This is a genomic window from Methylobacterium sp. CM6244, from assembly GCF_054817885.1.
The window spans coordinates 3237262-3254343 of the sequence record NZ_CM139247.1 but is presented as its reverse complement, the minus strand read 5'-3'; the positions used below and the strand labels follow the sequence as shown (position 1 = coordinate 3254343).

The window sequence follows — 17082 nt, the reverse complement described above, 5'->3', positions numbered from 1 at the left end:
ACCATTCTGCACGGACCCCAGCGATGTTCACCGACCAGCCTGTCACGCCCGCCCGCCTCGAAGCCGTCATCGATCTGGTGCGGCACATGGGCGATCGAAAGGTTACCCTGGAGGTGCTCGATCGTCTCGTCCAGCCCCGGTCCCTGCCGGGCGTGACCCCCAGCAGCCGCCAAGGCCGCGTTGCAATAAACGCCGCCCGCTCCTTAGGTCTCCTGGTGGACGACAAGGAGGGCGGCCTCCGCCTAGACGTCCCCTCACGCGACCGCCGGCCTGTTCACGATTTGCTGCTCGATACTCTCGACACCAAAGTGCTGACGAACCTCGACCTAGAGCCCTACCTCGCTCTATTCTACTCCTACCTGATCACGCGCGGTGGAGAAGCGAAGAGCGGCGGTGGCGCATTTTGGGAGGCAGAATTCGGGCGCGACGTGTTCGGCGGCGAGAATATTCCCGACCGCTTCAACGCCACCAAGTACACAGGCTTGCGGCGTTGGCTTCGCTACCTGGGCTTGGGCTGGCACGACAGCCAAGACAGCTTCCAGCCGAATCCTTACGAGAGGCTGCGGCGACGGCTGCCGGCGATCTTCGGGGCCGGGGCGGGCGAGCGGCGCTTCAGAGTGGTGCGACTCGACGCGGCAGCGTTCATGGCCCGGCTAGCGCAGGAATGCCCCGAACTCGACGGGGGCTGGATTTTCCTACGCGCTGCGAACGGCCGCAGCGTCGGCGAGCAGCGCTGCACATCTGCCCTCGCCCACGCGCTGGTGGATTTGCACCTCGACGGAGTTATTCAACTCGACTGCCCCGCCGATACCCCCGGTTGGAGCCTGAGCCACGCCCAACCTCCACGGGACGGGGACCGCTTGCGCTCCGATCGGTTCCACGCGATCGAGTGGCCCGGCCCCCAAGCGGACCAGGAGAACCGCGATGCAGCATGATCTTCCCCGAGCGTCGCAGGTACAATCGCCGCAACGCCTCGGTGCTCCGTGTTGGACGCCGAGTAGCAGCGCCGCGGCCATAGCCGGCACCGCCCTGGTTGACCGTGCCCGCACGCACTATTTTCTGGCTAGCCATGCTCCGGTGCGCCATCTGACAGACGCAATCACGCGTCGAGCTATGTCGGAAGAGGAGGTGTTCCTACGCTTGGCGTCCTCTGCCCGGCCTGAAAGCATGGTTCTGGTTCAAGGCGGGCCGGGGACTGGCAAGTCGCACCTAGTGAACTGGCTCAAGCTTCGCTTCGACGCCGCCGCGACCACGAATGAGGCGGGCCTCGGCACTGCCCTTCCGGTGCTGGTGCAACGCCGGTCTGGGTCCCTCCGCGATGCCCTAGAGCAGGTTGTCGCGCAGTTGCCCGAAGCCTATCAGAGTTACCTCGACCCTGTACGTAACGCCATCGAGCGTATCACAGAGGCGGAGGCACGTCAGAAGCTTGCCGGGGCGATGCACCTTGAACTAGGCGTGCGCTGGAGCGACGAGCGGCGCGCAAAGGAGTTACCCCGCGATCTTCGGCACCTGCCAGAAGCGTTCCGGTCCGAGGGATTCGCGACATGGCTTTGCCGCAACGGTGGCGCCGTCGACAGATCCATCCAGCGTCTCACCGATCCGAGCGACGTTCGCGATCGCGAAGAAGCCCCGGCCTTCGGGCCGGAGGACTTCATCGTCGGGGATGTCCGCTTACGGGCAGTGGATCGTAACAGCCGCAACGTAGTCAACCTGATTGACAGTCTCCTCGATGATCCGAGCTACCCGCCCCAGGCAGCGGAGATTTGCAACGGGGTGCTCCGTTCGGCGCTGAGCGAAGTCACGGGACTCGGCGACGCCAAGCTTGCACAGATCTTCAACCGCATCCGTGCAGAACTGAAGGCAGAGGGGCGACGTCTCGCAGTATTCATTGAGGACGTCTCGACCTTGTCGGTGCTCGACCGGGAAGTGGTTAATGCGTTCGAGCCGCAGAACGATGCAGGCCTCTGCCCGCTGACCTCAGTTATTGGGATGACGGAGGGCGTATTCGATGCTCTTCCAGCCAATCAGAAGCAGCGCGCTTATATGATCTTATCCCTAGGCAACGCTCAGACGACGACATGGCGCGACGACGGAGACGAGATAGACCGGTTCGTGGCCCGCTACCTTAACACAGCCCGCCTTGCTGAGCCTTCAGTAACGGCGGTGGCTGTGGCCCGCCGCCAGCCCGGAACGGACGTTCCCCTTAGTGCCTGTTCCGAGTGTCCGGTCCAGCGAGAGTGCCACCAGACGTTCGGTGCCGTCGACCTCTCAGAAAGGGGAGAGGAAAAGCGGGCTGAGGGTCCGGTGATGGTCGGGCTGTTCCCGTTCGCGCCGGCCGTCGCACACCGCCTCCTGTCTAATCTTGATGACTTAGGCGGTGCCCGTGTTGAAAAGACCCCTCGTGGACTCCTCGACTTCGTGGTGGACCCTGTGCTGCGCGCTATAGATACTTTGGACGCGAGCCTACCCGCACGCCCGAACCTACCGCTGAAGGTCCACGAACCGGTATATTGGACTGGCTTCCGTCAGACCTACACTGGAGGTTGGGCAGGCGACGAAGTCGCTCGCCTCAAGCTCCTCGCAGAGGCTTGGGTGAGTGCCGACACCGCCGGCGAGGCAGCCGGGCGCCTTCAGCCCTTCCTGGGGCCATTCCGCTTGCCGGCCTTCACAGCCAAAGTAGCCACCCCCCCGCCGCCGAGGAAGAAGACTGAGCCGAACTCGGTCGAGCCCGCGGCCTTGACCGTCGAACCACGCATCGCGGCCCTCGCCTCCAAACTCGAGGGATGGCTCGGCCGCGGGGAGGTGCTTCAGGCGCCACAGGAGGCGCAGCGCCTGCTCCTAAACCTGGTCCGCGGCGCCGTGCCCTTTGAGGAAGCCCGCACTCCGCCAGCGCGCGCTCGGGCAGCAGTTGTGGTCGACAACATCCGCATCATCGACATCGATGGCATGGCTGGTCGAGCCGCGACACGGAGCTTCTTTGTCACCTTCCCGCGGAGCGAGGAAACGCGCGACCTCCTCGTCGCGCTGGCACACTTCGAGTACCAGGGCCGAAAGTCCTGGGACTTTGAGCCTGACGCTGAGATCCACAAGCGCACCGTCGCGCGCTGGCTGCGCCGAAACCAGGGCCGGGTGCTCGCCTCGATTGACCCGCCTGACCTTGACATAGGCGCGCCGGTCGCGGCGGCCCTGCGCCTGCTCAGCGTCGCTGCGGTAGTGGAGCGAGGTTCCGACCTTCCCAAGGACACGCCGGCGGCGCTCGAAGCACTGCTGCAAACCAGCGATCTCCCGGTCCCCCGACCACTGTCAAGCGAACTCGGGCGCCTTTATAACGATCTGAGGGAGCGCCGCCGGTTGGCCCGGGAGTTCCTATTTGAGGAACTCGACATCCCGCAGGGTGGGGGCCGCTGCAACTTTATCGACCCATGGCCGGTGGTGGAAGCGCTTCCTCGATTGCGCGAGGCGGCGACCGTCGAATCATTGCCTGCTGGGTATCACGGGGGACATTGGCAAACTCGCTACGTCGGGTTGAACGGTCTGAAGAATTGGGAAGGCTTGGGTGCTGCGCTCGCGGCCGAGCGCAGCGCGCTCGAGGACTGTCTGGGTGACATCCAACGCGGACTCGCGTTGGAGGGATATCTTGCAAACGGAACGATCGGCGGCTTGAGCGTGGCCTACCTTACCTTCTTCCGCGACGTAGGCGTGCTGCTACAAGCGCAGAAGGCTACCCGGCAGGTGCTACCGTCCCCTGAGTTCGATCGCTTGTTCCGGGAAGACCTCGCCCTTAAGGACAGCCTCCTGCCCAACAATGGCATGGTTGGAACAACCCTGCCTGACGACAGTACCGGCGCCACGTCGATGCCCGGCCGATTAGCGGCCTCTAATCGCAAGGCGACGCTCGCCGCCGCTGTGCGCCAAGCAGAGGCCCTGGTCGCTGCGGAGGTCGACCGGACAATTCTCACTTTCGACGCTGAGGTACTCGCGGACGCTCGCCACGCCCTCAAGGTCACTTCAGGCTACCTCCTGGCTGTCCGAAGAGCAGTAGAAGCGAAGCTCAAAAGCATCGCCGCCACCGGCGATCCAGACGAACTGTTGGACCGCCTAAAGCGCGGCCTCGACGACCTCGCGGCCGTGGCCACCCCCGCGGTGGCGGCTGAGGCCGAGATGGACGAACCGGAAAGTGATGAAGATGTCGAAGCTGCTTGACCTCGTTGCCAAGCTGGAGAGCATCCCCACCAAGGAGAGACACGCCGACGTGGTCGGCGGCCTTACCAAGCTTTGTGAAGCGGTTGAGCGCGGCGCCGCTGATGCCACGGACCTACTTTCAGCGGCCCGCAACGCCACGGCGGTGACCGGCCGCGACGAGTATGCCGCCGTCGGGATTGCCGCCCAAAGAGTAGTTGGTCCGGCGCGGCGCATGCGCCGAAACGTGGAGCGCAAGCCCGAGGAGGCGTGGTCGAAGCGCGGCGACGATCTCATGATTACTATCGGCGACGGTGTGCGGGCTGCCCGCAAGGCCCTGCGTGACCGGTGGCAAGCGTTTGTCGATACAACCAAGCGGGACTACGGTGTCTTGGCCGGCGTCGGCCACGAGGCCCGTCTCGCGGGTGCCGCGGGGCTGTCGAGTGCCCTTCAGGCCTTTGACACCGCTGCAACTTCGCCCCCGACCACGGCGGCAGCCGCCCAAAAGGTGCGCGAGCGCCTCGAAGCCCTGCGTACGGCGGTGCGCGACCTCGGTCTTGAGGGCGAGGCGGGCCGCTTCATGGTCGCGGCCGCGGAGGGCCGGGCTGACCCGCGCGACCTTTACAAGCCTGCCGTGATAGCGTTTCTCGACTCCCATCCGGGCGTCTGGGACCTTCTCCGGGTCAAACTCTAAGGACCGGCACGTCAGCATGACACGAGACTGGTTCGTCGCGGAGTTCTTGAGCTTCCTCGAGCGCCGCGAGGCCCGCCTGCTGGGATGGGGCTTTTTCGACATCGCCTTCGACGTCGCCGACGTCGAAACGCTGCTTGAGGACGAGGGCCCAGACAGCCTCGTCGCGGGTTGGTGCGAGTTGCGGGCCGCGTCCGGGATGAGCATGGCGGGACTTCTTGACGACATGGCGCAGGAGGGACTGCTCTACGTATTGCCGGAGGACGTGGAGCGCTTCCGGACCCGGTTCGCCGAAGGGGTGCGGCTCACGGCGCGCCTGCGGCAGTTGTTTCGCCCAGGCGACTGGCCAACGGCCCCACGTCTCGTCTCTGACGTCAAGCTGCACCTCGCCCCGCGCCGCTACCCGAAACGGGACCAGAGCATTGCGGTGTGCTGGGGCGACCTAGCTGCCGGCGCCACCAGTGCTGCACTTCAGAGCAGCCTTTTCGACGCCCTCGGGCGCGATTCGGCCGGACGACACTACGGCGGGTTCGCGGGATTCCAGCGCCGCGCCTTCGTCCGTATCCTGGAGCGCTACGGGCGGGACGGGGTCACCGGCGCCGTCGTGAGCGCTGGCACGGGGTCAGGCAAGACCAAGGCGGTCTACGTGCCAGCCTACCTCGGCATTGCCGCAGACATCGAACGGGACCCCACTCCCTTCACAAAGATAATCGCAGTCTACCCTCGCAACGTGTTGCTGGGCGATCAACTGCGGGAGGCGGTGGCGGAGGCCGCTAAAGTCGCGCCCGTACTTGCTGCCCGCGGCCTTAGGCCGATCAGCTTCGGTGCGCTCACCGGTGATACCCCACCCGCGGGCGCCTTCGGACAGACCGGGAGCCTCTTCCTGCGCAATTGGGAGCGTCAGGGGAACGCGTGGCGCTTGCCGCTGCTCAAGTCACCCCGCGACGGCACCGTCGACCTCCTTTGGCGCGACGACGACCGCGCGGCGGGCGTCACCAGCCTGCGCGCGGCAAATGATCCTCATGGCGGCGCCCACGTGGCGGACGGGGTCATGCGTCTCACGCGGGACGCAATCTGCTCGCACCCACCTGATGTCCTGATGCTCTCCATCGAGATGCTGCACCGGGAACTCGGCAACCCGGCCTACGGGGGTGCGTTGGGCACAAGCGTGGATCCCGCTCGGACGCCGCGTCTGCTTTTGCTCGACGAGATCCACACCTATGAGGGGCTCGCAGGGGCGCAGATCCCCTGGGTGTTGCGGCGCTGGCGCGCGGCCGTGCGCCCGAGGGCCCTCCAGGTGTTGGGCCTCTCTGCGACGCTGCATGACGCGCGAGGCCACCTCGCCGCCGTCGCGAGTCTAGCGGCCGCGCACGTTGAAGAATTCCGCCCAGAGGAGCATTCCAATCCCCAGTTGAGCGAGTTCGAGATCGAGGGGCAGGAATACAACTTGGCGGTCAAGGGCAATGCGGCGTCCGGCACTTCGCTGCTGACCACATCGATCCAGTGCGGAATGCTCCTGAGTCGCCTTTTGACGCCCCGCCATCTCGCACTTGGCTCCGGCGGGACTGGCAGCACGCTCTATGCCCGCAAGGTGTTCGGCTTCACCGACAGTCTCGACGGCCTTAATCGCTGGTACGCAGACCTAAGCGACGCCGAGAACAACAAGCACCTGGCGCGGTTGCGCCTGCCCGATCCGGCGGCGCAAGCCAACCCAGCCGTCCGCGCCGCGGAGCGCCTGCGCCGCGACGAGGGGCAGATCTGGGACATGCCAGTCGCGCTCGGGCACAACCTCGTGCGGGACGCCCGGGTTGACCGATGCTCGTCTCAGGATGCCGGCGTCAACGCTGGAGCGGACATTGTTCTCGCCACCAGCAGCTTGGAGGTGGGCTACGACGACCCTGAGGTCGGCGTCGTGCTGCACCACAAGACGCCCCGCAGCAATGCATCGTTCATCCAGCGCAAAGGGCGCGCCGGGCGCCGCCGCGGCACGCGCCCGGCCACCGTGGTGGTGCTCTCCGACTACGGGGCCGACCGCTGGAGCTTTCAGAATAGCGAGCGCCTGTTTGAACCTACCCTCGACCGGATTGCCTTGCCCGTGCTCAACCCGCACGTAATGCGCGTGCAAGCCACCGCATTCCTATTGGATTGGCTCGGGCGCAGGGTGGGCCGACGCGAACCGTTCACGTATCTGCGTCGCCGGAGCAGTGACCTCACGGCGCAGGCTCGCGCGCGGGCCCTCTTGAACGAGATCCTCGACGGCGGCCCCGCCTTCGACAGGTTTAGGGCCGACCTTCTCTCCCTCGCTCGGCCCATGATCGCCGCCGTGGGCCCGGCCGACCGCGTGGAGGCGGTGGTGGATGGGGTCCTCTGGGACGAGCCTCGCCCGGTCCTGCGGCACGCCGTTCCCGCGCTGCTGCGCAAGCTAGAGGCAGAGTGGACCTTTGCCGAGCCCGGACGGCAGGGAATGGAGGATGAAGGGAAGACCCGCCCTGTTCCGGACTACTTGCCCTCGGCCTCCTTCGCGCCGCTCGACGGGATTGAGGTCGTTCTTCGCTTCCCGGACCACCCTAATAAGGACGAGGAGACCATGAGCGCAGCCCGTGCGCTCTTTGAGACGTGCCCATGCCGTGTTTCAAAACGCTTCTCGGTTAGGAAGACCGAACTGGGCTACTGGCTCGTGGCCTCCGTGAACGCCGTGCTTGCCCCCCGCGCTGCAGGGGGCGGCGAGGATGTTGTAGAGGCTGTGGCCGCACTGTATCCCGAGAGCGTGCTGGTGGGCATCGTCGACGGCGTCCCGATATACCAGCCCCTGGCTGTCGACCTCCGAGAGAGGCCGGTGGAGGTCTCTGATTCAAGCAACGCCCGTTGGGAGTGGCACTCCCGTCTTGAGCAACTCGGAGCGGGCTCGTCGCTGCCGGTGTTCCTCGACCCCTCCTTCTCTGGGGCGCTGGGGCCAGTGACAGCCCACCTTCACCGCGAGGGCGGGGGCCTGCGCGTGCTCCGCTGGGCGTCCAGCGCCCGCTTTGACATCACCTTCCGCGACGGGCGCGCCTGTCGCGGCCGCCTGCGTCTTGAGGACCCCGGTACCTCCAATGCGGGGGGGACCGCCGAGGCCGTTGGGTTCGAGCAGACCGTTGATGGGATCCGGATAGGCCTAACTCCTGAGCGCCTGCAGGCGGTGCCGCCGCTAGACGGGGACGCAACTGCTCGCCTTCGCCCCGAGTTCTTCCTCGATATTCTTCAGGACGACGACCTGATCGCAAACCGCGCTGGTCCGTTCATGGCCGGGTGGCTCTGGCAGACAAGCTTGGCGATGCTAGCGGCAACCGCGGTGGTTCAGCGGTGCTCTCTACATGAAGCGCAAAGACGTCTGCACAACCGGCGTCCGCAGGCCGCCGCTCGCGTGCTCGATCGCATTTTCGGGGGTCTGCCGGCGGATGACGACGACGAAGCGGGCGGCTTCGCCGCAGCACCGGCGGGTGCTCCGGCCAAGGCTCGCCAGCGCGATCGACTCCTTTCACTATGGAGCGACCCACAGGTCCTCGCCCGCGTGGAAGCCGCAGAGGTCGTGCTTTGGCAGGACCCACCGCAACCGTCCTTCGACGCTTGGCTGGGTAGGCGCCATCTTGCCACCGTGGCCCAGGCGGTTCGCGCCGCCGCTTTGAGCCTAGTGCCCGAAATCGCGGAGGATGATCTCGTCGTCGACCTGGCAACGGAGCCAGTGGTTGTCGGAACCGGCGATGCTGGGGCTTTCGAGACCGCTATCCTGCTCACGGAGACGGGACCGGGTGGCCTCGGGCAAATAGAGGCTATCGTCGCCAGGATGCGAGCCGAACCCGAGGCTTTCGAGGACGCTTTTCGCCACGCCCTCGACCATTGTCCTCGCGAGACCACCGCCGCGACACTGCTGCATACCCTTGAGGCAGCGAGGCGCCCACGTGGGGGACTGCATCCGACGGCGATTGCTACAGCGCTCGGCGAGGTACGACGTGCCCGCGGCCACGCCGAAGCGGAGGACGCCCGCACAGCTCTAACGGCGGCGTTGGACCACGAGGGTGTCGAGCCCACACGCAACGCCCTCGTCGCGATCGCCGGGCGGCTTGCCCGGCCCGGATCTGGCAAGTCAACGGACGCCTTCGCGCACGGCCTCAACCGCGCATGGCGGCGCCATGAGCGTGCTCTCGGCACGAGCATCGATCCTCGGGTGTTCGCCTATCTCTGCCTGGAGAACCGTGGCCTGCGCCGTCGCCTTGCTCGGTTCTTGCGCGACCTCGCGGGGACGACCCCCGTGGACCACCAACTCTACGCAGCCGCGCGGGACATGCTGCTGCCGGGCTGCGAGGACAGCTGCCCCGAATGCCTCGACGGCGGACATCCGTTTGGAGGCCTCGCTCGGCCCTCGCGCGACCTAACACGGCGCTGGCTAGGCTTGAGTGTAGCGCGCGTGGACGTTGATGCAGGATTCGCCTGGCTCGAGCGCGTCCGCGTACTGCTCCGATCCGAGGGCCGAGTGTTGGTGCAGGCGACTCGACCTCTCGGAGCCCATGCCGGGCGTGGCCTTCAGATGCTGTTGGCTGAGGAGGTGGAGCGGGAATTCGTGATGGCACCCGTCAGCCTCGCCAGTGTCGCCCGTACGTCAGAGGGGTGGGCCATACTTCTACGGTTAAGGGCTGCCGGGCATGTGTGACCCCCGAAACTTTACTGCGGAAGCTTCAGCAACCGGCCTAAGCCGCGACGTCTGGTCCAGTGGAGGCGGTTGGCAACTGCCGGACCTAATCGCCTCGGCGCTGAGCACTCTTCTGCTGCTCGGGAATTCCGGGAGGCCTGCCTACTTTTCCAGCCCTTGGATGTCCGACTTCGCTCTGTTCGACAACCGTTGTGGAGCCTACCGCAGTCTATTCCCCATGTTCGCGGATCAAGAGCGAATTATGTTCAGCGATTTCCTGGCGCGGCTTGCAGCTTCCGGTGTTGAAGTGCGCATCATCACCACGCGCACGGAAACTTCTGCACGCTTCCTAGGCAGCCCGCGCCTGAAGGAGCCGATTGCCGCGGAAGCGGGCCTGGGTCGGATCGCGGCACGGTACGCGGAGGAGAGCTACCACGAGAAAGGTATCCTTGCGCCAAGCTTCTACATCGAGGGTTCGATGAACATCACGCACATGGGCGTGTTCATCCGGGGCGAAAAGGTCAGCTACCATACAGTGGGCGAACCGGGACACCATCCGAAGATCGCAGCAGCCTACCTCGAATTCGAGCGTCGTTGGGGCCAACTCCGATGAGGGATACGGCGATCCCACCCAAGATGAATGTCGACCTTTTGCTGGAAGAACTGGGCCGCCGCCTTACTGGCGCTCTTGCCTTCGACGCCAGCCCCGGCACCTCGCCGCTGGCGGCGTCGCACCCATTAGCTCTGGAGATTGAGGCCCTGCGGGCGGGCGAGGCTGCATCCCTGCCTTACCCCCTCGGTGCCAAGGTCGCCTGGTTCACGCTCGCCCCCTCGCACGACGGCCTCCGGCGCGCCATTGGAGACCTGCGCGCTTGGCTCATGCCGAGCCTCGCCTGGGAGCACCCCGGCTCGCCCGTAGTACTGCCGAATGCCGCCCGTCCTCCCTTGGGAATCCTTATTTCCGCTGCGTCGCCCAGTGGCTACTATCGCTGGTACACCACCCGGGACGGTCTTACCCCCGCGCTCGCGCGCCTGAGTCAGATGCGCCGCCTCGACGGCCGTCGTCCGCGGCACGTGGCAGTATCGCGGCCGAGCTTGTTCGAACTCAGGCACCGTTTCCAGGTAGCCCTCGGGATTGGCGACAGGCCAGCCGCCGTTGAGGCTTTGGCCGTGATCGACGCCGACCGGCTCGACAGCGCCGTCAACACCGGCTTCATGCGCTTACGTCTGCACGCGGCGTTCGCCGACGAAACGGCCTTGGTGGCGGACCCTGGCCTGCCCCTGCTGCTGCAGATGCGCCTGCCCTCGCGTATCCGGTCCGAGGTCCTTGGCGCCCACCACCGCTTCTTCCTGGAGAAGTTAGAGGCCGCGGGCGACGTGGACGCAGCCGTCGCTCGCTACGAGGCAGGTTTACACGACCTATTAGTGACCCAGATCGCAGCCGTTACCTCGGCCGAGACCGATCTTGACACTCCCAAGGCGCGGCTGAAGGGGTATCGCCACCTTGTTTGCGGGGAAGTGGAAGCGCTCGCTGCCCTCGCCATCGCTTACCCCGCCGACCAAGTTCTCCAGTCCCTCCAGGCGCGGGTTCCGTCGCGAAGGAGCACGGCCGAGGTCGCGATCTCACTGACGACTCCGCCCGAGGCGGTAGACGCCTCCACAGAGGCTTTTTCCACTGCAGAAGCACTGTCTACTGGTCATGCCGACCCGTATCTTGTCACCGCATTGCAAAGCACCGGGGCGCCTGCGGAGAAGGCTGCTGTCCTTGGCTGGCCAGATTTGCCAGACGCCTTTCAACAGGGTCGTTGGTCGCAGGTCGACGCATTCGTATCCGGGCTCCTCGGCGCGGTGTACGCGAAGGCTCCGCCGCCCGCTACGTCGGCCGTGATAGGCAACACACTGCTTGACCTAGCAATGCTGCCCCGAGTGCAGAGTGATCCGGAAGCTGACGAGCGCTTTGACCAAGTGCTGCTCGCAGCCGTTGACTTGACCGACCCTGGCAGGTCCTTGCCAGCGCATCGCGCCGTCTACGGCGCGCTCCTCCCAATCTGGTCTGAGCGCCGAAGGCAATCGTCCTTCGCGCCCGACGGCCTGCTCCTACTCGCTCTGGCGCAGGCCGTGCTACTCCACAATGGCCCGACGGCCGCGGGCGAGGCCGTCACCGCCATTCGGTCGTGGTGGGAGGCCTCGCCCGTTCGGGTGCGCTTACCCTGGCTACTAGACGCCCTCGAAACCCTCGACGAGATGGCTGCCCCCGGAACTACCGCTCACGACGCTGCTGCGTCGCTTTGGGCTGACGGGGCTGAGTTGATCCGCCGCAACTCGGGCGGGCTTTCGACTGGCGAGCGCGCCTTGTGGCGGCGCATTGGTGCAAGACTTGGCTTTGAGCTTTCGACATTGAACGAATACCTCGGGGTGCCAGCGACGCTAAACGAGGCAGCCGCAGTCGACCCCTTGCAGGATCTGCCGGCGAACCGCGTAGCTATCGTCTCGCTGAACGAGCGCGCGGCTAAGGTCGCCCGCGATGAGTTGCGGGAGCGCACCTCCGCGGAGGTCCTTATCGTGTGCGAGGAGGTTGCGGGAGCGGCCACCGACGCGGCGCGCACGGCGGATGTAATTCTGTTCGCGTGGGCCGTAAACAAGCACGCGGTATTCCACGCATTCAACGGAGTGCGCGAGCGAATCGAGTACGTGTCAGGCCGGGGCGCTAGCAGCATGGTGACGGCCCTGGAGCGGTGGGCCGAGCGGTCCCGAGGCGGACAGGGAATTTGAACTATCGGTGCGTCGACCAACGAGCCCACACCCTGTGCTGAGGCAGCTATCTTAGCGTAGGAACAAATCGGTATCATTTTTCGGCTTCAGATAATTTAGCGGGAAAGCTTCACAAGACAGCTATACTTTCGCCTGAGTGCCGAAGCCTCAATGCAATGGCTCGCCGCTCACCGTTCTGCGCTGCTACGTTTGCGGGTGGCTCACATGAGGGAAGGAGCAGAACGATGGCCAACGCGATACTCGGGATCGATCTGTGTAAGAACAGCCTGCTGGCAATGATTAGAATTTCTAGTTAATAAGCAAATACTACCTGCTTGATTCGGATGTGCCGCCAAATTTATGACCGCTACCGCCAGTCTGCAGCCTTCGATTTACCGTTTTGATTGTCAAGATATTGAGCGTATTTATTTAGGAAATCTATGAATCCTGTTTTGAGGCCCCATTCTCGAAACTTGAGAAGGTCGAGTTCGACTTTTTTTGTTGACTTAAACCGAACTAAGATCCTTTTTACTGTAGAAAGTTTCAGGCTGGGAATCAGTGGAAGCAAGGCATCAAGAGTGTCCTGGCGACTTAAACGAAAGCATCGGTGGAAAGATTTTACTAGATCTCGCTCCTCTTTTGTAAGGACGCGCGGGGGATTTCGGGGTCCAAGGGGCAATGCCTCCACCGTTCCACGCTTCCTCCATTTTTGAATGGTCGTGGGGCTAACGTCATATTTTTCCGCAGCTTGACGAACTGTAAGTGACCGATCCTGCCATTGTCGCCGATGACGGATCTGGTCGCGCTTCAAATCCCTGCGGAAGATCGCTCGCCTTCTAGCTTTATCGTCAAAATCTTTCGGCATTCGGCACCCTCCAGGTTGCCCTCTTGTAACACCACTTGCTGGACCATTTGTAACAGGTCTTTTGAGCTGTCAGGCGTTTTTGGAGGGTGCGTCATTTTGTTCGTGTACGCTAAAAAACTCCTTATATCTCAGCATTTTACGATCAACCAGTATCCTTAGTAAGACGGCTGATTCCGTCAAAACGATGAATCCATACTGTCAATATTTAGTGCACCAAATGGAGCACAAAATGACAGTCTTCCCGACGAATCCAGAGCCATTGCTCGTTCATGAGCATCACGACATCCCGTTTCCTCGAGAGAGAACAAGCAAACTACTTAATGAGCATCAGGCCGCGGCCCTTCTCAACGTGGCGGTGAAGACCCTACGTAATTGGAGGTGCCGTGGTGACGGCCCGGTCTTCGTAAAGTTGGGTGCAAAAAGCATCCGCTACCGCGATCACGATCTTGCAGATTTCATTGATCGCGACGTTCGCACGTCCACCAGCAATAGGGGGCTGTGATGGGCCTGTTCGAGAACTTTCAGCCGCGGAAGCCGGACATCATTTGTGAGGCGATCCGAGATGGGCGTTGGCATGGGGACAATGGGCCGAAGTGGAACGAAGGTAAGAACCCATGCCCTTCCGCCGCTGATGCCGAGGTCGCTCGTCAGAAGGTCGTGAAGCAACTCAAGCGCCCCGGTCGGCGTCTTCCGTTGGCGAAGGCTCTCAGGCGGCGGATCATGCGCTGCAGGCCTAAAAGCCCCTGTCGTTCGCCCGCGTGTCCGGCATGCATGAGGGCTGGTCAGCGCTTCTTTGTGAGACAGGTGAAGCGATTCATTCGTGCTCACAGCGGGGAGTTGGTGAACGCCACTGTCATTCCCGACCTACGGTTCGAGGAAGGCCAGCTACCGTCCAGCCCCTTCCAGTACCTCAACCACCGCCTTAACAACGTGATGCAGACCGCCGGCTTCCAGTGGGCGATCTGGGGATTTGATCTGTCGTTCAATTATCAGCCAGGGAAAGCATGCCAGGCGCAACCACACGCATGGGGCATCGCAGAGGCTGAATCCATGAGGGGGGCGGAGGAAGTCATGCGTGACGTTTTCCGTCGAGACTCTGTTACCAATCCAAAGCCGGTTCACCTTCAGCAATTCGACGGTTCCCGGCGCGGGATCGCCTATGGCTTGAAGCGTGATTTCCATCGTCGCCAAACCATTCTGGCAGGGGCGTCAAAAAACGGGACGCCTAGGCGTCGGAATACCCGTGAGCGTCACCTCCTAGCACACCAAAAGATCGAGGTGATGCTGGCGATGGATGCCCTTGGATTCGGAGGTCGTATCCTGCTTCACGGCCTTGAGTTCCGTCGTGCCGAAAAGGGATGGCGACTCGTGATGCTCGACGCGAGACCAAGCTGATTGCGATCAGCCTCCAATGACGACAGGCAGACCTTGGCGCAGTGAAATTCCTTGGTCTGCCTGTTGGCCCTTGCACCACCCATTTCTCAAGGGAATGCGGTGGATCCCTTTAGAAACTGAGTGAACTGCACTGGCCTGCGCTCTTAGTCGGCACACCCCGTCAAACCGCATCATGTCAATTCGATCTGCAGTGCTGAGGCGCTGAGGCAATGAGGCATCTGTGCCTCATTGCCTCAGCGAAACCGCCGACGTCGCTGCCCCGAACGCCCACACTCCTGGAGCCCGAATGATGACTTCTCAGAAAAAGCTTGCGCGCCATCCGTCCGATGCAACCAACCCGATGCCAGCCTCCCACCACTCAACGGCTCGTCAAGAAATGACACATTGGCGGTCTCAAACTGTACGTCATGCTCTCACAGGAGGGGTTGTCATCCGAATCCAATATCCAACCAGGTCGGACGAAAAACGTACTGTGATGATTGGAAATGAAGACCGAGCCGATACCCGGAGAATCGTTCGATTGCTCGACAGCTACGATGCGGCCTATCCTACCTCAGACAGTTACTCATTTGTTGCCGAACTCATTCGCCAGGCCGAAAAGCGGCGTCTCATTGCGACAAGCTGCCCGGGGTTCGTTGAAGAAGGGCGCGGCTTCGTAATGCCGACTAAGCAATTTGGAAGAGCAAAAAAGAGGTATACTTGGGATGAGACGACGTCGAGCGACTTTTTTGATCAACGCGCTGGATGCTTAGCAAATTATCAAAAATACGTCCTTAAGCCAGCTCTGCATTCTCCGGTTGCGACACTTGCGGTTCTGCTCCCGCTTGCATCTTCCCTGTTGAGTTATACTCGCGAACGCTCTAAAATTCAGCTTATTCCGGAAACTGGGATATTTCATATCGTCGGTCCTACAACCTGCGGCAAGACGACCTGCGCACGTATTTGTGCATCTGTGTTTGGCTCCCCGGATGCTATATTTGACTGGGAAATTACCCTTCCTGCCGTCCCTGAAGCAGCTTATACGCGGAACAGTCTTGTTTTAGTTCTCGATGATATGGAAAACTCTGGTCTAAGCGAAGCTGAGCTTCTGAATAAGGCGGCCGCAATCGGAACGCGCGTCCCAGCAGGCGCGTCGAAATCGCTTACGATAGCTGTTCAAAGGGGCGGACGACCACAGCTAACATATTCCTGCTTCGGCCTTAGCTCAGGCCCTGAGTGCATGGCAGACCTTGCGAAACGCGCGGGGAAACGTCGCAATGGTCAGGACGTTCGTTTTATAGAGTTTATGTGCCCGAGCTCCGAAAAAGGAGGGGTGTTTGGGTTCTCTGTACGCGGTACGCAAGAAAAAATACTGGACTCAAAATCTCTTGCCGACGGGATTTCAGATGCAATACGTTCTAATCATGGCGTGCTTTTTCCGGCCTGGATCGATGCACTTCTCCAGCTTGAAGACCCGAAGAAAGTAAGAAGGGATATTTCTCGATTTGTTGAGAAGGTTGCCCGCTACTCTATTCCCAAGGATAGACGAGTCGCCGAGAAATTTGGTCTCCTCTACGCGGCGGGGCGTCTCGGGATCGCGAACGGACTTTTGCCGTGGCCTAAAGACTGGCCTCTCCGATCGTTGCGCTGTCTCTACAGGGAAGCGGCGCGAGCGCGAGACCCTGAATCCTACAATCTTGATGCTGCTTTGCGGAATTTGAGTCGGAAAGCACGTCGACGCCGAGCATTTCCAGACATAAAAATGGTCGGTTGTGATGGGAAACTGCCTGGTGATGCCGTTGGTGTTCGGAAGCGCCACCGGCGCCAGGCAATTCACTTGATCGACCTAGAGCATGCTGCAGCTTTGATCCAGCCGAGCGTTGATCCTGGCGCTTTGCGTTCCAAGATGCATGCCCTTAAACTTTTGTTGGTGAGCGGTAATGCTACGAGGTCGCATCAAATACGCATAGGAAACTCTGCTACCTCATCGAAGGTGCGTATGTGGGCGGTTGACCGTGCCGCACTTCGGGAATTTTCGCGAAATAAGAAGGGTCGTTCATTCAAGTAAACTCGTGGAATGAGCCTACATTGCTCGTCCCCATCAGGTCGCAGAACCTGATGGGGCCCTTTACATGATATTTCCCTATTTGGGGTATGCCTCAAATTATATAATATTAATTTCGCCCTCAGCGTTGAGTGTATGTGATGTCATCATATAGAAGATCAGGTTCGATCCATAATGCTTGGAATTGTCGCTAGTTTTTCGATCTGCCAAAATAAAATATAGGGTGATGGACTATTATACGTTAAGCGGGGCACGCTTAAATGCTTCAGATGGCAAGTGTCAGGTTTCGGTAAGGTCCGCTGCAGGGCACCCTGTCGAGTAGTATCAGCGGCCGGTGGTAGTCGGAAGCGACTTTTCCGCTTCGAGGCTTGGTATACGATAAGCGGACCTTCGATGTGATATAGGCAGATGTCTCGAATTGACCCTTTGCGGAAGAAGGGAAGGTCCGCTTTAGGGCTCTCCACATAACTGGACGACCAGGATGGGTGGGA

General features: G+C 62.1%; 10 protein-coding genes. 9 read left to right on the top strand and 1 reads right to left on the bottom strand.

All coding sequences use genetic code 11. The features are described from left to right. Nucleotides 1-23: 23 nt before the first annotated feature. From ACYQML_RS15200 to ACYQML_RS15175, 6 genes are all read left to right on the top strand, one after another. Nucleotides 24-935 carry a hypothetical protein gene (locus ACYQML_RS15200; protein ID WP_461233265.1) on the top strand — a complete coding sequence of 304 codons (912 nt, stop codon included), beginning with the start codon at nucleotides 24-26 and terminating at the stop codon, nucleotides 933-935. A gap of 232 nt (nucleotides 936-1167) precedes the next feature. Further along, nucleotides 1168-4203 (top strand): hypothetical protein, encoded by a 3036-nt coding sequence (locus ACYQML_RS15195; protein ID WP_461233264.1) that lies wholly within the window; start codon nucleotides 1168-1170, stop codon nucleotides 4201-4203. Further along, nucleotides 4187-4873 (top strand): hypothetical protein, encoded by a 687-nt coding sequence (locus ACYQML_RS15190; protein WP_461233263.1) that lies wholly within the window; start codon nucleotides 4187-4189, stop codon nucleotides 4871-4873. Before ACYQML_RS15195 ends, ACYQML_RS15190 begins: the two co-directional genes overlap by 17 nt. A gap of 16 nt (nucleotides 4874-4889) precedes the next feature. Further along, complete coding sequence (dpdJ, locus tag ACYQML_RS15185; protein WP_461233262.1) at nucleotides 4890-9557, top strand: protein DpdJ; 4668 nt, start codon at nucleotides 4890-4892, stop codon at nucleotides 9555-9557. Continuing rightward, entirely contained in the window at nucleotides 9550-10149 is a 600-nt protein-coding gene (dpdK, locus tag ACYQML_RS15180; RefSeq protein WP_461233261.1) for a phospholipase D-like domain-containing protein DpdK, read from the top strand. The genes dpdJ and dpdK overlap by 8 nt, the downstream gene beginning before the upstream one ends. A 23-nt stretch (nucleotides 10150-10172) precedes the next feature. Then, nucleotides 10173-12308, top strand: a complete 2136-nt coding sequence (locus ACYQML_RS15175; RefSeq protein WP_461233260.1) for a hypothetical protein — start codon at nucleotides 10173-10175, stop codon at nucleotides 12306-12308. Nucleotides 12309-12654: 346 nt separating this feature from the next. Here ACYQML_RS15175 and ACYQML_RS15170 read toward each other — a convergent pair whose 3' ends face one another. Beyond that, nucleotides 12655-13152: a helix-turn-helix domain-containing protein gene (locus ACYQML_RS15170; RefSeq protein WP_461233259.1), complete on the bottom strand. Its 498-nt coding sequence runs from the start codon at nucleotides 13150-13152 to the stop codon at nucleotides 12655-12657. A gap of 229 nt (nucleotides 13153-13381) precedes the next feature. On the opposite strand from ACYQML_RS15170, the gene ACYQML_RS15165 reads away from it, so the two are divergent. The 3 genes from ACYQML_RS15165 to ACYQML_RS15155 all read left to right on the top strand — a co-directional run bounded on the left by ACYQML_RS15165 (nucleotide 13382) and on the right by ACYQML_RS15155 (nucleotide 16594). After that, nucleotides 13382-13654 carry a helix-turn-helix transcriptional regulator gene (locus ACYQML_RS15165; RefSeq protein ID WP_461233258.1) on the top strand — a complete coding sequence of 91 codons (273 nt, stop codon included), beginning with the start codon at nucleotides 13382-13384 and terminating at the stop codon, nucleotides 13652-13654. 338 nt (nucleotides 13655-13992) lie between these two features. Further along, the gene (locus tag ACYQML_RS15160) at nucleotides 13993-14547 is read left to right on the top strand and encodes a hypothetical protein (protein WP_461233257.1); all 555 of its coding nucleotides are present in this window, start codon (nucleotides 13993-13995) and stop codon (nucleotides 14545-14547) included. A 520-nt stretch (nucleotides 14548-15067) separates the two neighbouring features. Beyond that, complete coding sequence (locus ACYQML_RS15155; protein WP_461233256.1) at nucleotides 15068-16594, top strand: DUF927 domain-containing protein; 1527 nt, start codon at nucleotides 15068-15070, stop codon at nucleotides 16592-16594. The last annotated feature ends 488 nt before the right edge of the window (nucleotides 16595-17082 follow it).

Excerpts from the sequence above, each read along its gene's own strand:
- dpdK (WP_461233261.1), top strand. The coding sequence starts at position 9,550 with ATGTGTGACCCCCGAAACTTTACTGCGGAAGCTTCAGCAACCGGCCTA.
- ACYQML_RS15200 (WP_461233265.1), top strand. The coding sequence starts at position 24 with ATGTTCACCGACCAGCCTGTCACGCCCGCCCGCCTCGAAGCCGTCATC.
- ACYQML_RS15190 (WP_461233263.1), top strand. The coding sequence starts at position 4,187 with ATGTCGAAGCTGCTTGACCTCGTTGCCAAGCTGGAGAGCATCCCCACC.
- ACYQML_RS15170 (WP_461233259.1), bottom strand. The coding sequence starts at position 13,152 with ATGCCGAAAGATTTTGACGATAAAGCTAGAAGGCGAGCGATCTTCCGC.
- dpdJ (WP_461233262.1), top strand. The coding sequence starts at position 4,890 with ATGACACGAGACTGGTTCGTCGCGGAGTTCTTGAGCTTCCTCGAGCGC.
- ACYQML_RS15165 (WP_461233258.1), top strand. The coding sequence starts at position 13,382 with ATGACAGTCTTCCCGACGAATCCAGAGCCATTGCTCGTTCATGAGCAT.
- ACYQML_RS15175 (WP_461233260.1), top strand. The coding sequence starts at position 10,173 with ATGAATGTCGACCTTTTGCTGGAAGAACTGGGCCGCCGCCTTACTGGC.
- ACYQML_RS15195 (WP_461233264.1), top strand. The coding sequence starts at position 1,168 with ATGGTTCTGGTTCAAGGCGGGCCGGGGACTGGCAAGTCGCACCTAGTG.